We start from the raw sequence: 13,985 nt of genomic DNA, 5'->3' as shown, positions 1-13,985 counted from the left end.
TCCTCCTTCCTTGGGGAACCATCACCCTTCATCTTTATTTCTTGGAACGCATCGTCTCTTCAATTGCCTGTTTCATGAGCATTCCGGCTTGGTCCCACGACAGCTGGAGCATATCTTTTCGACCCTGGCTTCCTTTCTGTCTACACAACCGGGGATTTTCGTACGCTTGCCTCATGAGCCTTTTGAGGCTGCTTAAATCCGGCTCGGCCCATCGCTGGCCCTTCTGCGCAAACAGGTTGCTGAACCTTCTGGAAATGGCGCGGCTCATGCTGCTCGCCGGGCTCTTGAGCTGATACGGAACCAGGAAGGAGTTGCGGGGCGTGAGGAAATCCATCTGCCCGCCCCAGCCGGTGGCGATGACCGGTATGCCGCTTGCCAGCGCTTCTAAATAAGGCAGCCCGACTCCCTCGCCACGGGTAGGGAGGACGAAGGCATCGCCGAGCGCATACAGGCCTTTCAGCTGGCTTTCACTCATATGGCGGCCGATGATGACGACAGGGGCCGTATCCTTTTGAATGCCCAGCCTCTTTTTGTAACGCATGACCTGCTGCTTAATCCACGCCTCCGTCTCATTGGCCGCATATCCATTCGTTTTGATGACCAGGATGACGTTATCTTTGGAAGAGAACTCTTCCCAATACGCCCGCAGCAGTCCCTCCGGGTTTTTGCGGTGCTGAAAGCCGAAGACGGATACGAACGTAAACTTCCCGGCGGCTGCCGGCAACGATAGCTTTGGATAGTTCGGATGAAACTCCCTGGCGTCCACCCCATGGGGAACGACGAAAATCGGGACGGTGACGCCGCAGTTCCTGAGAACCCGCCGATTATGCTGGGACGGCACGCACACGGCATCGAATTTGTTCATATGGGGCAGCCAGCTTCTGGGGAGCCTGCTTGTTTCCCAAACGGTATTCAACAGGATGAAGTCATACGTGCTTCGCTCTTTTTTCCACTGCATGCGGCTGGGAATGTGGTGGTATATGAGAACCTTTTTGACTTGGGCGGCGTTTGGCTTGCGGTGGTCTGGCGGACTTAACCGGACGGCGACCCCTTGCCGCTTCAAGGATTTGGCATAGGCTCTGCTGGCACGGCCAAGACCGCTGGCTTTGTGGACGGGGCCTTTCCAGACAACGACATAGGGCTTCATTTCGGTCTCACCTTGGAAGCTTTCGAATACCCTTTTCGTTCGTGAAAAGAAACAGACCGGTATTTTTGCTGCAGGGACGACATTTTGGAAGGCGAGATTTGGGAAAAGCTCGTATGCAGACTTTTGTTGTTGGCCTGTTTCAGCACCATTCTGCCCGGCTCTGATGAATACAGGAAGTTGCCGTATGTTTCAAACTCGGAAAAAGCAAACTGCTTCGATTTGTTCATGCTTCTTATAATGGCGGAGTACCAGCTCGTGTTATGTTTGGACTCGATTGCCTGCTTTAAATGTTTGACTTTGGCCTTCTCGAACAGCATGTAATGCGTGACGAAGGAGCGCTTGGAAGCGCGGCTTTTGCCCATCAGCTTCTTGTACGTGTTGAAATATTCGGGCTGGCTCCAGTTCCGGCAGTAAAACACGGTCTTGTCGCCCGTCTTGAACGTATGGGGGCGAATGAGCACAGTATCGGCGTCGATCACCAAATAGTATTTGGATGAGCATACCTTATCGCCGCCCAGCTTCAGCAGCTGCTGGTACAACCAACCGGACCGGTCCCATGTTTTGGACTGGTAGTGTATGTCCTTTTTCGTAATGGGCAGAACCGTGTCTTCGTTCACGAATCGGCAGCCCTTTTTCGTACATAAATCCACAATCCGCTGCTTCCGGGGGGCCACGATGATAATTTCGTGAATCGGGTGCCGTACATATTTTCTGACGGCGTCAATGACATGGGGGAGGGTAGCCAAGTCCTTCTCAATCGCCGGAATGAACACATCAATGGGGGTTGTCATCTGCTCATCTCCAAATATCAAATGTATGAGTATCATATGCTGGAAGAGAGAAAGGGAATGGGCATAGAGAGATTATAAAACGCACAATAATCAAGGGATTTGCCGCATTGGAGCAAACATGGGGGTTCGCAGTCACGGCTATGAAAATGATTTTTATAGATCAAAAGCATAGGATACAAGAAGACCGAAGGGCGCCTTGGGCATGCCGATCGCAGGAGAAGGCTGAGGAAACTTGGACCACTTCAGAAAGGAATCGGCATCATGGGGAAAATGAAAGTTTTTTATCTTGTTTTAAGTTATTGATAATTTTTTACCGAAATCGCACGTCCGCCTAACATTCCGTTGACACTACATCCCTATAGTGAAGAGGCAAGCGAAACATCCGGATACCAATCACGCTTCACTAATTCTGAATGAACGATGGGGAGGCCACGGGATATGAGGTCAAAAGGAAACGGAAACGAGAGGACCATCTTGACGGTACATGCCAACGGAAAAACGGAGATCGTACGGGATACATATGCGCCCAAAGGAAAACGGACCCCCTGGTCCTGGCCAGGCAAAGCGGTGGCGCTCATCTTGGGCACAGCCCTGCTGCTGACCGCATGCGGGCAGGGAGAAGGCGGCACGGCGGGCGGCTCAGACGCATCGGCCAAGCCGGCGGGGACGGTGCAGAGCACGGATACGGCAGAGGCGTCCGGCAGCGAAACGCCGGAAGCGCTGTACGAGCAGGCCAAGAAGGAAGGCAAGGTCATCGTCTACTCGACATCGGGACGCGCCAACGACGCCGCGGAGACGTTCATGAAGCAGTACCCTGGCATCAAGATTGAGGTAAGCAAAGTCAAGTCCGATGAGATGATGGACAAGGTGACGAAGGAGCAGGACGCCGGGCAGTTCAACCCGGACGTGATCATCACGAAGGAAGTGAGCGGGGCTGTCGAGGAGGAGATGGTGAAGCCGGGACGGTACGTCAAGTACCTGCCGGAGGATCTGGCGGAGAAGGTGGACGAGCCGTACCGCACGCAGGCCGAAGGATATGCCAACTACCTGGAGTTCCGCACGATTTTCTACAATACCGAGCATTATAAGTCAGCGCCGGTGACGAACTGGTGGGACCTGACTACCCCGGAATTCAAAGGCAAGGTCTATACGGCCGATCCGCTCAGCTCGCCGGCATTCATGGACCTGTTTACGACGATGGTCATCCACAGCGACGATATGGCGGCGGCGTACAAGGAGAAGTTCGGCAAGGACATCGAGCTGCACGGCACGGAGAACGCGGGGTACGAGTTCATTCAGCAGCTGTTCAACAACGGGCTGGTCGTGTTAAAAGGAAGCGACGATGTGCTGGATGCGATTGGCAAGGCAAACAGCGACGCGGTCGGGCTGGCGGTATCCGGCGACGTATCCAAGGTTGAGGAGAAAGGCTGGAGCATCCTGCCGATCTATGACATTAAGCCGAAGACGTCGGTACCCGATTCGGGCTACCTGTTCCTCGCGAACAAAGCGCCGCATCCGGCGGGGGCTAAGCTGTTCATCCGCTGGATGATGGGCGAGAAGGACGGCCAGGGCGAAGGCATGGCGCCGTTCAATGAAGTGGGCTCCTGGGTGCCGCGCTCCGACGTCAAGACCAAAAACGAGGTGGCCTTCGAGGATTTGAACCTGTGGGTGTTTGACGGGGAGAAGCTGTACTTCGAGGCGCCGAAGGTCCGCGACTTCTGGATCAAGCAGAAATGACGGACCAAAAGACCGAAATGACACAAACAGGAGGGAAACGGGATGCTGCATAAGCCCGTGCTGAATACATGGCAAGCAAGGTGGCTGAACCGGTGCCGGGACGCGCTGCGGAATCCGCTGTACCTGATCGGGGCGGCGGCCCTTCTGTTTCTGGCGTATACCATCGTCTGGCCGGTTTTGAATCTGATCTGGTCGACGTTCGTATGGAGAACCCAGGACGCCCGGCTTACGCCCGCGGCGGACCCGGGGCACCTGACGCTGTACCACTGGAGCCGCGTGCTGGCAAGCGATATGAGCTGGTCCCTCTTCTACAAGCCCGTGCTGAACGCACTGGCGGTGGGGGTGACCGTCTCGGCGCTGTCCATGGTGTTCGGCTGCGGGCTTGCCTGGCTCGTGACGAGGACGGACGTTCCGCTCAAGAAGACGATTACGTTTCTGGCGATCATCCCGTACCTGCTGCCGTCATGGATGCTGTCCCAGGCGTGGCTGACCTTTTTCAAAAATAGCAAAATCGGCGGCACGCCCGGCATTCTGCAGTCGGTGCTGCATGTGACGCCGCCGGACTGGCTGGCGTACGGCTTCGTGCCGATCGTGCTGACCCTGTCGATCCACGACAGCGTGTATTTCTTCCTGCTCGTGGGCGCGGCGCTCAGCTCGATGAACAGCCAGCTGGAAGAGGCGGCCGAAATGGCCGGCGCGGGGCGGATGCAAGTGCTGCGCCGGATCGTGTTTCCGCTGATGCTGCCGTCGGTGCTGTCGGGATTCATCCTGATCTTTACGAAAGCGGTCAGTTCCTATGGCGTGCCCGCGCTGCTCGGCACCCCGGTGAATTTCTACATGATTTCGACGATGCTGTACTCCAGCATGCGGTCGCGGCTGACGACCGAGGCGAACGTGCTGTCACTGACGCTGATGCTGATCACCATGCTGGCGATCTATTTCAACCAGCGCCTGCTTGGCGGCCGGCGCAGCTATGTGACAGTGACGGGCAAGGGCAGCGCGGTGACGCATGTGCCGCTCGGCAAATGGCGGCTTCCGGCAGCGGCGGTAACGGTGGCCGGCATGGCATTGATTGCAGTCGTACCCTTTATCGTGCTGCTGCTGCAGACGTTCCTGCTGAAGGACGGCTCGCTCAGCCCGGACAACTTTACGCTTCATTACTGGACGGGGGGCTCGGATCCGGACATTAACACCGGGGAGAAGGGCGTGCTGCAGAACCCGATTTTCCTGCTCGCGCTGAAAAATTCGCTGATCATCGCCGGCATCGCCTCGGTCGCGGCTGCGGTTATCGGTCTTCTGTTCGGTTACGCGGTGGCCCGCGGCAAAAACACGGCCATGGGCAGGCTCGTCGATCAGCTGTCGTTTTTCCCGTATTTTATCCCGGGCATCTCGCTCGCGGCGATTTATATTACAATGTTTGCAAAGCCGGTGCTGTTCATTCCGGCGCTGTACGGCACCATTACGATCATTATTCTGATCACGGTGGTCAAAGAGCTGCCCTTTACCGTCAAGGCGGGCGGCGCCGCCATGATGCAGATCGGCCCGGAACTCGAGGAAGCGGCCTTGATCGGCGGTGCCTCCTGGTTCACGCGCTTCCGGCGCCTGCTGCTGCCGCTCAGCCGCAAGAGCCTGCTGTCCGCCTTCATCCTCGTGTTCATCGGGGCGATGAAGGAGATGGAGCTGATCATCATGCTCGTAACACCGCGGACGGAGACGCTGACGACGCTCACCTTTTATTATGTGGAAAAAGGGTATGACCAGCTCACCAACGTCGTGCTGATGATCATTATCGCGATTGTCGTGGCGGTCTACGCCCTGGCGGTGAAGTTCGGGAAGGCCGATTTGACCAAAGGATTGGGAGGGCAATGAATGAACGCGATTGAACTGCGGCAGATTCATGTGCATGTGCAGCAAAAGCATATTTTGAAGGGCATCGACCTGACCGTCGAGGAGGGGGACTTTGTGACGCTTCTCGGCCCGTCGGGCTGCGGCAAGACGACCCTGCTCCGCACGATCGCCGGCCTGCAGAAACTGAACGAAGGAACCGTCGTCATCTCCGGGAACAAGGTGGCCGACGGCAATCTGGCTTACCATCTGGATCCCGCCAAGCGGGGCGTGAGCCTGGTGTTTCAGAGCTATGCGCTCTGGCCGCATATGACCGTCTTTGACAACGTGGCCTTTGGCCTGCAGGTGCGCAAACAGCCGAAGGCCGGGATCCGCAAGAGCGTCATGGCGGCGCTGGACAAAATGCGCATCCCGGAGCTGGCGGACCGCTATCCCGGCGAGCTGTCCGGCGGGCAGCAGCAGCGGGTGGCGATCGCCCGGGCGATCGTGACATCCCCGTCGATTCTGCTGCTCGACGAGCCGCTCTCGAACCTGGACGCCAAGCTGCGGACGGAGATGCGTGCTGAGCTGAAGCGGCTGCACCGCGAGCTGGGCACGACGATCATCTACGTGACGCATGACCAGCATGAGGCGATCACGCTGTCGACGAAGGTCGCGGTGTTTTTCGGCGGCGAGCTGGTGCAGGCGGATACGCCGCGCGAGCTGTACCGCCATCCGCGGACGCTGCAGGTGGCGGATTTCATGGGCAGCTCGGACCATCCGCTGAACCGGGTGGAAGGAATGTGCCGCACGAGCGGAGGCGAATGCACCGTCAGCACGGCGCTCGGAAGCTTCCGGCTTGCGGGAATGGACGACGGAGCGGAAGAAGCGGCAGCGGTCGTCCTGACGGTGAGGCCGGAAGACGTCGTGCTGCACGAGACCCGCACCGCAGGTTCCATCCCGGTGAAGGTGGAGGACGTGCTGCCCGCCGGCGGCGAGACGCTGGTGAGGGTCGCCTACGGCCAGGAGAAGCTGGGCGCGCGCGTCATCGGCGACCCGGATTACGCGCCGGGACGCATGCTGTACGCGTCCTTCCGCGAAGAACGCATCAACTTGTACGACCGGGAGACGGGCAGACGCCTGGAGACCGGCGTGACGACCATTACACCCATATTGGAGGAAATACACCGATGAATATTGACTTTCACTTTCATGTTAAATTGTCCAAGAAGACCGATTTCTCCATGGACCACTTCAACGAGATGCTGGATGAAGCCCGCGATCAGGGGCTGCAGGCGATCACGCTGACCGAGCATTTCAATACGCGCCGCTTCGACGAGGTCTACGGGACGCTTGACCGGATGCTGCCGGGCAACAACCACTACTACGACCGCGACGGGTTTAAAATCTTTACAGGCATGGAAGTGGACGTAGCCGAAGGCGGACATATTCTCGTCTCCGGACCCAAGGACGCCCTGCTCGAAATCCGCGCCCTGCTTGAGCCGCACACCGCAGCCGGTTCATTCATCGGGCTGGCCGAGCTGTTCGAGCTGTGCGAGCCGCGGGGCATGATGGTGATCGGCGGCCACCCGTTCCGGGAGTCCAACCATTTGTACCATGTGGACCGCGAGCTGCTGCGCCGGTTCGACGCGTTCGACCTGAACGGCAAGGACCTGCATGAGATCGGCATTCAGGAAAATATCGCCCTGGTGCTGCCGCTTGGCGCGGAGCTGGGCGTGCCGGTCGTAGCGGGCAGCGATGCCCACCAGATGTTCCAGGTCGGCTGCGTCTACAATGTCCTGCCGGGCGATTATGAGACCGTCGCCGAGCTGAAGGCGGCTATCCGGGCGGGGGCCTGCAAACGGGTCATCTCTCCGAGCTTGCACTTGCAGGTGCGCGCGGCAGGCGCAGTGAAGAAGCTATTGAAGAAGAAGGTCGAAGTGGAACCCGTGTAACGTTAACGGTTCATTCCCTGTATCGTTAAGGCCGTTGATCATTCATCCCGCTATAGAGAGGTGGCAAGAACTATTGAACCTTGCACTGGAAGGCCATAAGCTGTCCCGCGGACACCAGCGGATCGCGGATTATATCAGCAAGCACATGGAAGACATCCCGTTTATGGTGGAGGAAGACATCGCCGCCGCCTGCCAGGTCAGCACGTCGACGGTGTCGCGGTTCTGGTCCGAGGTGGGATGCCGAAACCTGAAGGAATTCAAGCAGAAGGTGAAGGACGAAATGCTGCTGTCCCCCTCGCAGAAGCTGCAATCGGCGTTTTCGAAAATGAACGAAAACGACGCCGCCGCGAGCTTGCTCGTCGGCGCGGATTATTTGCAGCAGACGGCCGACCGGCTCAGCCAGGAGGCGTTCGACCGGGCGGCGTCGCTGTTGCGCGACGCGGGGACCGTGTACATCTACGGCCCCGGCTCCGCGGAGAGCCTGGCCGCGCTGACCGATTTCCGGCTGACGCGGTTCGGCATGCGGGTCAAGCGGCTCGATCGGGGCGGGCACGAGCTGTTTAACCTGCTGGTGCATGTGCAGCCGCAGGACGTGATCGTCATCTTCGGCTTCGTGTCCGAGTCGCCGGAGCTGTCGGTGCTGCTGGACCACGCCAAGGTGAAGGGCTACCGCACGCTGCTCGTCACCGATCTGGCGGTCAGCGGCATGCTGGAGAAGGCTGACGTGACCCTGTACACCGCACGCGGTCAACTGTGGGAGTTCCACTCCATGGTGGCGCCGGTGGCCTTGCTCGAGACGCTGATCGTGGCGGTCGGCAAGCAGATGGAGGAGCAGGCGGTTGCGGGAAGCGAGGAGCTGCACGAGCTGCGGCGCAGATATCAGAAATTGCTGCCAAAGCGGGTCTAGAGCCGCTTGGCAGCTTTTTTTGTGCGGTAAAAAGTTAAACGTGTTAAGGGTATGATCTGTGGCGTGTATGATCTGTGGTGTGATGAGCCGACGGTACGGATCCAATCGCCTTAAATTTAACTGGTTTTCTGAAAAACCGTTAACTTAGTTCTTTTCATATAAGCTAATGCACGGAATGAAAGGAGTTCAATATGATATAATAGGAGTATTAAGCGTTCGGAGCGGAGGACAACATGAAAAAGATAGAGAACAAAAATTTGTTCCTGGATAAAATCAAGCCGGTGTTGAGAAAAAGCAAGTTCAGCACCATCAATATGGACGACATGGCCCGCCATATGGATATCAGCAAAGTGACGCTGTACAAATATTTTTCATCCAAAGACGAAATCATTGAAATGTTTGTGGATCATTGCATCGCCTTTCTGCAAAATGCCGACGTCCAATTGCAGGACGAGGAGCTCTCATGGGGCAAGAGATTCCATATGTTGTATATCCAATCCTTGCAATGCGTGCTGTACATGCCCGATATTTTGCTGGAGGACCTCAAGTCGGTATACCCGGTTCTATATGACAGGCTGAGCACAGCGGAACTGGAGCGGCACCGGAATCTGCGCCGGTTTTATGAGGCAGGCGTGGAGAAGAATGTTTTTCATCCGGTTAACTCCACCTTGTCTGTTGTACAAGACGATCTCATGCTCCGCCAGATGGTAGAGCCTTCGTTCGCTGTGAGGCATGACTTCTCGTTGAAGCAGGCGCTGTTTGAATTTTATAAGATGAAAAAATACCAGCTGTTCGTCCCGGACATGCTCGGTTCCGTGGATGATGATGAGATGGAAGAGCTGCTGCTGCAGACGATCCAAAAAATATCGTATTAAAAGGTCATATAGAGCAAGACAAAAAATCTGTATCCGTCCCTTTGGTAAACTGTCCCCTATGTAATGAACTGCTGTGAACTTACAAGTAAACCTTTAGTTCATACTCTCTTTCAAAGGAAGTCAATGGCGAGAAATGCGTCGCCATTTGGCTTCCTTTATGTTTTTCTTTGGCTGCATAGAGCCGGAAAGGCATTCGAAGATGTCAGGGTTGTCTGCATGTATTGCCCCTTGTCCGAATACGCTAATAAAAGAGAGATCAGGACAAACAGTGGGTGGGATGTGACCAATGGGATTGAACAAGCAAAGCTTTATCCGTGGAACGTTCGTTTTGACCCTGTCGTCTTTTTTTACCAAAGGGCTTGGGTTTGTGAACGGCATTGTGCTGGCGCGTTTTCTGGGAGCGGAAGGGGTAGGGCTCTTGATGATTGCCCACCCGCTGCTTCCGCTGTTTATTACGATGACCGAGCTCGGGCTGCCTGTTGCGATTTCGAAGCTGGTGTCCGAGGCGGAAGTCAAAGGGGACGAGGCGAGGATTAAACGGATTCTCGCCGTCTCGCTGTCGGTAACGGGGACGCTCAGCGTCGTGCTGACCCTGGCCGCGTTGTTCGGCTCCAAGTGGATCGCTTCTATCGTGCTGGCCGACCAGCGGGCGTATTATGCGATGGTGGCGATTACGCCGATCATCCCGATTATCGCCATGTCTGCCGTGCTGAAGGGGTATTTCCGCGGCCGGCAGAACATGAACCCGCTCGCCTTATCCGACATTCTGGAGAATGTGGCGCAGATCATCGTCATCATCGGCGTCGTCAACATGCTGCTGCCTTATGGCATCGCCTACGCGGCGGCCGGAGCCATGGGGGCCTCGGTGATCGGCGAAGGCGTCGGCCTGCTGTATTTGTTCTCCGTGTTCAAGTGGGCGAACCGGGGAAAATCGAAGGAGCAGCGGCGGTTTGTTCCGAGCGTGCGGCTCAAGGGGGACCGCACGCTGCGGGATCTGCTGCGCATCGGCCTTCCGATGACCGGCAGCGGCTTCATCCATTCGATCTATCATGCATTTCTGCCGCTCGTCATTACGAAGAGCCTCGTTCTTGCCGGTGTTGGCGTGGAGATGGCCACGAAGCAGTTCGGCATGCTCGCAGGGTACGCGATCCCGCTGCTGTTCCTCCCCGGCTTTTTTACACAGTCGCTGTCGACGGCGCTGATCCCGGCGATCAGCGAAGCCAGCGCGGAGGGCGACACCCGGCTCATGCACAGCCGCATGGACATGGCGATGCGCACGGGGCTGCTGGTCGGCGTGCCCTGCACCGTGATCCTGTATATGTGGGCGGTGCCGCTGACGACGGTCGTGTACCATTCGCCGGAAGCGGGCGTGCTGCTGCAGCTGCTGGCACCGCTGTTTTTCCTCCACTATTTTGAGGCGCCGTTGAAAGCGATTCTGCTCGGACTGGGCAAAGCATCCACCGTCATGTGGAACCATATCATGACCAACATTTTTGAGATCAGCCTGATCTTCGTGCTCGGTTCGAACCTGGGAATCCGCGGCGTGGCGCTCGGGTTCGGGCTCGGCATCCTGATGCTGACCATGCTCAACTTCTACGCGGTGGCGGGTTCGATCGGCTTTTATTTTGACTTCCGCATGGTGATCAAGGCGGGCATCGGAGGGGTCGTCATGACGGTGACGGGGCTGGCCGCGCATCGATTCCTGGAGCAGCATGTTCAGCTAGGGGCGACGGCTGCGCTGCTTGGGGCCATTCTTGTATCGCTGCTCGTGTATGCCATCACCCTGCAGGCGACCCGGGCTTTGCGCAGCCGGCCGAAGGTGCCGACGATTCCGGTGTCCTGAGGAAACAGGTTTCCACCTTCTGCAGAAGAGTGGGTCGTATACTCTCATATGCATCTTTCCATAGGATCAAATGATGCGATTTTCTGCTCATTTGACCGGTTGGAGGGTGCATTTTTTTATATGATATATTGGAATAAGTAGGAAAAAATGCCGCCTGTGAATTGGAGTTGATTACAATGAGGTTTCAAAAGGGGCTTCATGTCATTGCTATTCTAGCGATCGCTGCTGCTTCTGGATGTGTTCAAGAACCGAAACGTGTGGATGTCAGCCGGGAAGCGGTTACTCACCATGCAGAAAACACTGGGGAAGCCAATGAATCGAACACCACTCCCCCTACTTCCCTTGCCAAAACAGGCAGCAAAGCGCTTCTTTATCAAAAAGACTTTCGTCAGGATAAACCGAGTCTGGAGAATTTCCAAGAGGGCGTTTCTTTTGAATTATCGGAGCACGTGGAGGACTTTTTTACACAGGATATAGCCGAGAAGGTCCAAAATAATATGGAAGCCATTGTTGATCACGATGCAGCCAAATTCAAACAAAATATGCTTAGTGAGAATGACATCAAGGCGAATATGGATTGGCTCGATTATATGGACGGAGATGGAGTGAAATTTGAGTTCTCCGAAGTCAATGAAATTTCTTATGAGGAAGACTCGAAACGTATTCAAGTGGTCGTTACTTTTTATCGAAATATAAACCATAAAGAGATAGAGCAAGGCGCCATGACCTATTCTTTATTGAAGGACAAAGCGAGCGGGGCTTGGCTCATTGCGCTGATGGATTGAAATTTCAGCTTAGCGGGATCATTGACGGAGCGATGCGGACTTCATAGAATGAAAGGGAGAAAGAAGCGTCAAGGGAAAGAGGATGCTAACTTTGGGAAACCGTGTTAAGAGTTTTGTAGTCAGTATGGAGCGCTTTAAACCTCACACCTTTCAGGCGAGTCAAGGTGAAGGCCTCTTTATGTCGCATTCCCATGAATATGATGAGTTAACGCTTATTTTGGAAGGGGATGGATACTACAGCTCTTCCGAACAAAATATCAAGGTGGCTGCCGGAGACCTGATCCTGATCCCTTCCGGGCTTCATCATGGCTTCGTGTGTACAAAACCTTGGAAGGGTGTTTCCGTTCATTTTTTCCATGATCAGCTTCCGGTCCACTGCCAGTATCTCTTTCATGAAGCGGAGAGTGAGTCGCAGCGCATCCGGAGCAGCCATCTTGACACTGACGATACGCGCTGGGTGGAAATCAGTTTGTTGCAGTTGGAGAAAGAATGGAATTCCGAAAGGAAAACGATCGACTCCTACAACATGATGAGGATCGCTTTTGAGACAGCACTGCTGGTATTCCAGCGTAACATCGAATCGGCGGTGCCAGGAGCAGATATCCGTCACGGGGTCATAGAAGAAGTGTTAAAAGAAATTCACAGCAGCTATCATACCCGCATTACCGTTAACGAACTGGCAGCGCGTCATTTTCTGTCCGAAAGCAACCTTCGGAAGAAATTTACGGAATCGGTCGGCGTCTCGCCCAAGCAATATATCATCAGCCTTCGTTTGATGGAGGCTAAACGGCTGTTACAGCAAACGAGCAAGGCGATCGATTTGATTGCCTCTGAGGTTGGGTTTACTTCATCCAGCCGGTTTTATGAGTTCTTTATCCAATCGACTGGAGTCACTCCGCTGGAATGGCGCAAACAGAATCCATGAATGGAATGATGATGAGGACCGTTCGCCAGGACGGTTCTCTTTTTCGTCGGTCGAAAACGATTCGGTAATTCCTTTTTATGCGCAAAGAGTAAATCGCTTTCAACATTGTTTACGATAGGATCGCACGGGATAATTAGATTGATGACTGCTTTGTTCAGGAAAAAAGGAGTGAGAAGATGTCCACCAAAACGAAGACGTTTTGCAATCCCATCGTAGCCAACGCTGCCGATCCCTGGGTGCTTAAGCACACGGATGGCAGCTACTACTTTATGGCAACAAGGTCAGGCCGCTTGGAGCTTACCCAATCTTCCAGCTTGACCGGATTGGTCTGGGGGCGCAAGAAGACCATCTGGACGCCCGAACCGGGAGGTCCCTACAGCTGCAATTTGTGGGCGCCGGAAATACATTATTTGGATCACAAATGGTACATCTACTATACAGCGAACGATGGGGGAGGCGATGAATCACGCCGGATATGCGTACTGGAGAACGAAAATGCTGATCCGCTGGAAGGCGATTGGAGCTGGAAAGGGGCGCTGGAGACGCCTGTCCCGGGGTTGGACGGCACCGTGATGTCCTTGCGGAACGAGCTCTATTTTCTGTATGCCGGCTACGGAAACTTCCCCGATTATGGATCTGCGATATACATTGCCCCAATGGCCAATCCTTGGACATTAATAGGGGAACATCATTTGCTCACTGCCCCGACACTCTCGTGGGAAAAGCAAGGCGGAATGGCCATTAATGAAGGTCCCGTCACGCTGCATCGCAACGGCCGGATTTTTCTGGTGTATTCGGCAAGCACCACGTGGTCTGAGGATTATGCCTTAGGTATGCTCACGATGAATGAGGATGCCGATCCGCTGGATCCGTCTTCATGGCAAAAATCGATGCAGCCTGTATTTCGCAAAAGTGTAGAAAACGGAGTATATGCAACAGGCCATAACAGTTTTACGAAGTCTCCGGATGATCAGGAGGACTGGATCGTCTATCATGCCCTTCCTTCGCCCGGATCCGATACGAGCCTCCGCTCGACGCGCATACAGAAGTTCGGCTGGAATCCGGACGGTACGCCCGATTTCGGCGTTCCCTGGAGCGATACGCATTATCTCCCTGTGCCGTCTGGAGAGGAATGATCGAAGGAAGGCCAAGTATATGAAAAAGGTATCAAAAAAGGCTCAGACTAAGCGGCATGT

12 protein-coding genes are annotated in these 13,985 nt (G+C 55.3%); 10 read left to right on the top strand and 2 right to left on the bottom strand.

What is annotated here, in order from left to right; genetic code table 11:
• Positions 1–34 precede the first annotated feature (34 nt).
• Positions 35–1,147, bottom strand: a complete 1,113-nt coding sequence (locus MKY74_RS31990; protein ID WP_076173832.1) for a glycosyltransferase family 4 protein — start codon at positions 1,145–1,147, stop codon at positions 35–37.
• Positions 1,144–1,938: a DUF6492 family protein gene (locus MKY74_RS31985; protein ID WP_084204090.1), complete on the bottom strand. Its 795-nt coding sequence runs from the start codon at positions 1,936–1,938 to the stop codon at positions 1,144–1,146. The genes MKY74_RS31990 and MKY74_RS31985 overlap by 4 nt, the downstream gene beginning before the upstream one ends.
• A 438-nt stretch (positions 1,939–2,376) precedes the next feature.
• On the opposite strand from MKY74_RS31985, the gene MKY74_RS31980 reads away from it, so the two are divergent.
• The 10 genes from MKY74_RS31980 to MKY74_RS31935 all read left to right on the top strand — a co-directional run bounded on the left by MKY74_RS31980 (position 2,377) and on the right by MKY74_RS31935 (position 13,925).
• Positions 2,377–3,675 carry an ABC transporter substrate-binding protein gene (locus tag MKY74_RS31980; RefSeq protein WP_084204089.1) on the top strand — a complete coding sequence of 433 codons (1,299 nt, stop codon included), beginning with the start codon at positions 2,377–2,379 and terminating at the stop codon, positions 3,673–3,675.
• Between the two features lie 42 nt (positions 3,676–3,717).
• Positions 3,718–5,544 (top strand): ABC transporter permease, encoded by a 1,827-nt coding sequence (locus MKY74_RS31975; RefSeq protein ID WP_076173830.1) that lies wholly within the window; start codon positions 3,718–3,720, stop codon positions 5,542–5,544.
• Positions 5,545–6,693 carry an ABC transporter ATP-binding protein gene (locus MKY74_RS31970; RefSeq protein WP_076173829.1) on the top strand — a complete coding sequence of 383 codons (1,149 nt, stop codon included), beginning with the start codon at positions 5,545–5,547 and terminating at the stop codon, positions 6,691–6,693.
• Entirely contained in the window at positions 6,690–7,454 is a 765-nt protein-coding gene (locus MKY74_RS31965) for a PHP-associated domain-containing protein (RefSeq protein WP_076173828.1), read from the top strand. The genes MKY74_RS31970 and MKY74_RS31965 overlap by 4 nt, the downstream gene beginning before the upstream one ends.
• A gap of 34 nt (positions 7,455–7,488) precedes the next feature.
• Positions 7,489–8,361: a MurR/RpiR family transcriptional regulator gene (locus tag MKY74_RS31960; RefSeq protein ID WP_244169382.1), complete on the top strand. Its 873-nt coding sequence runs from the start codon at positions 7,489–7,491 to the stop codon at positions 8,359–8,361.
• A gap of 233 nt (positions 8,362–8,594) precedes the next feature.
• Positions 8,595–9,236: a TetR/AcrR family transcriptional regulator gene (locus tag MKY74_RS31955; RefSeq protein WP_076173826.1), complete on the top strand. Its 642-nt coding sequence runs from the start codon at positions 8,595–8,597 to the stop codon at positions 9,234–9,236.
• Positions 9,237–9,522: 286 nt separating this feature from the next.
• On the top strand, positions 9,523–11,079 hold the full coding sequence (spoVB, locus tag MKY74_RS31950; protein ID WP_076173825.1) for a stage V sporulation protein B: 1,557 nt from the start codon (positions 9,523–9,525) through the stop codon (positions 11,077–11,079).
• A 176-nt stretch (positions 11,080–11,255) separates the two neighbouring features.
• Positions 11,256–11,864 (top strand): hypothetical protein, encoded by a 609-nt coding sequence (locus MKY74_RS31945; protein WP_076173824.1) that lies wholly within the window; start codon positions 11,256–11,258, stop codon positions 11,862–11,864.
• Between the two features lie 82 nt (positions 11,865–11,946).
• Positions 11,947–12,789 carry a helix-turn-helix transcriptional regulator gene (locus MKY74_RS31940; protein ID WP_279628497.1) on the top strand — a complete coding sequence of 281 codons (843 nt, stop codon included), beginning with the start codon at positions 11,947–11,949 and terminating at the stop codon, positions 12,787–12,789.
• Between the two features lie 176 nt (positions 12,790–12,965).
• A complete protein-coding gene (locus tag MKY74_RS31935) occupies positions 12,966–13,925 on the top strand; it encodes a glycoside hydrolase family 43 protein (protein WP_076173822.1) in 960 nt (319 codons plus the stop codon).
• Positions 13,926–13,985 lie beyond the last annotated feature (60 nt).

The organism is Paenibacillus sp. FSL R5-0378 (assembly GCF_038009285.1).
Lineage (GTDB): Bacteria > Bacillota > Bacilli > Paenibacillales > Paenibacillaceae > Paenibacillus_AQ > Paenibacillus_AQ favisporus.
Note: the sequence above shows the minus strand (reverse complement) of the source record. Positions and strands in the feature narration are given on the sequence as shown.

Bases quoted from the DNA above. Each gene is read 5' to 3' on its own strand.
- MKY74_RS31990 (WP_076173832.1), bottom strand. From the start codon at position 1,147: ATGAAGCCCTATGTCGTTGTCTGGAAAGGCCCCGTCCACAAAGCCAGC.
- MKY74_RS31985 (WP_084204090.1), bottom strand. From the start codon at position 1,938: ATGACAACCCCCATTGATGTGTTCATTCCGGCGATTGAGAAGGACTTG.
- MKY74_RS31980 (WP_084204089.1), top strand. From the start codon at position 2,377: ATGAGGTCAAAAGGAAACGGAAACGAGAGGACCATCTTGACGGTACAT.
- MKY74_RS31975 (WP_076173830.1), top strand. From the start codon at position 3,718: ATGCTGCATAAGCCCGTGCTGAATACATGGCAAGCAAGGTGGCTGAAC.
- MKY74_RS31970 (WP_076173829.1), top strand. From the start codon at position 5,545: ATGAACGCGATTGAACTGCGGCAGATTCATGTGCATGTGCAGCAAAAG.
- MKY74_RS31965 (WP_076173828.1), top strand. From the start codon at position 6,690: ATGAATATTGACTTTCACTTTCATGTTAAATTGTCCAAGAAGACCGAT.
- MKY74_RS31955 (WP_076173826.1), top strand. From the start codon at position 8,595: ATGAAAAAGATAGAGAACAAAAATTTGTTCCTGGATAAAATCAAGCCG.
- spoVB (WP_076173825.1), top strand. From the start codon at position 9,523: ATGGGATTGAACAAGCAAAGCTTTATCCGTGGAACGTTCGTTTTGACC.
- MKY74_RS31945 (WP_076173824.1), top strand. From the start codon at position 11,256: ATGAGGTTTCAAAAGGGGCTTCATGTCATTGCTATTCTAGCGATCGCT.
- MKY74_RS31940 (WP_279628497.1), top strand. From the start codon at position 11,947: ATGCTAACTTTGGGAAACCGTGTTAAGAGTTTTGTAGTCAGTATGGAG.
- MKY74_RS31935 (WP_076173822.1), top strand. From the start codon at position 12,966: ATGTCCACCAAAACGAAGACGTTTTGCAATCCCATCGTAGCCAACGCT.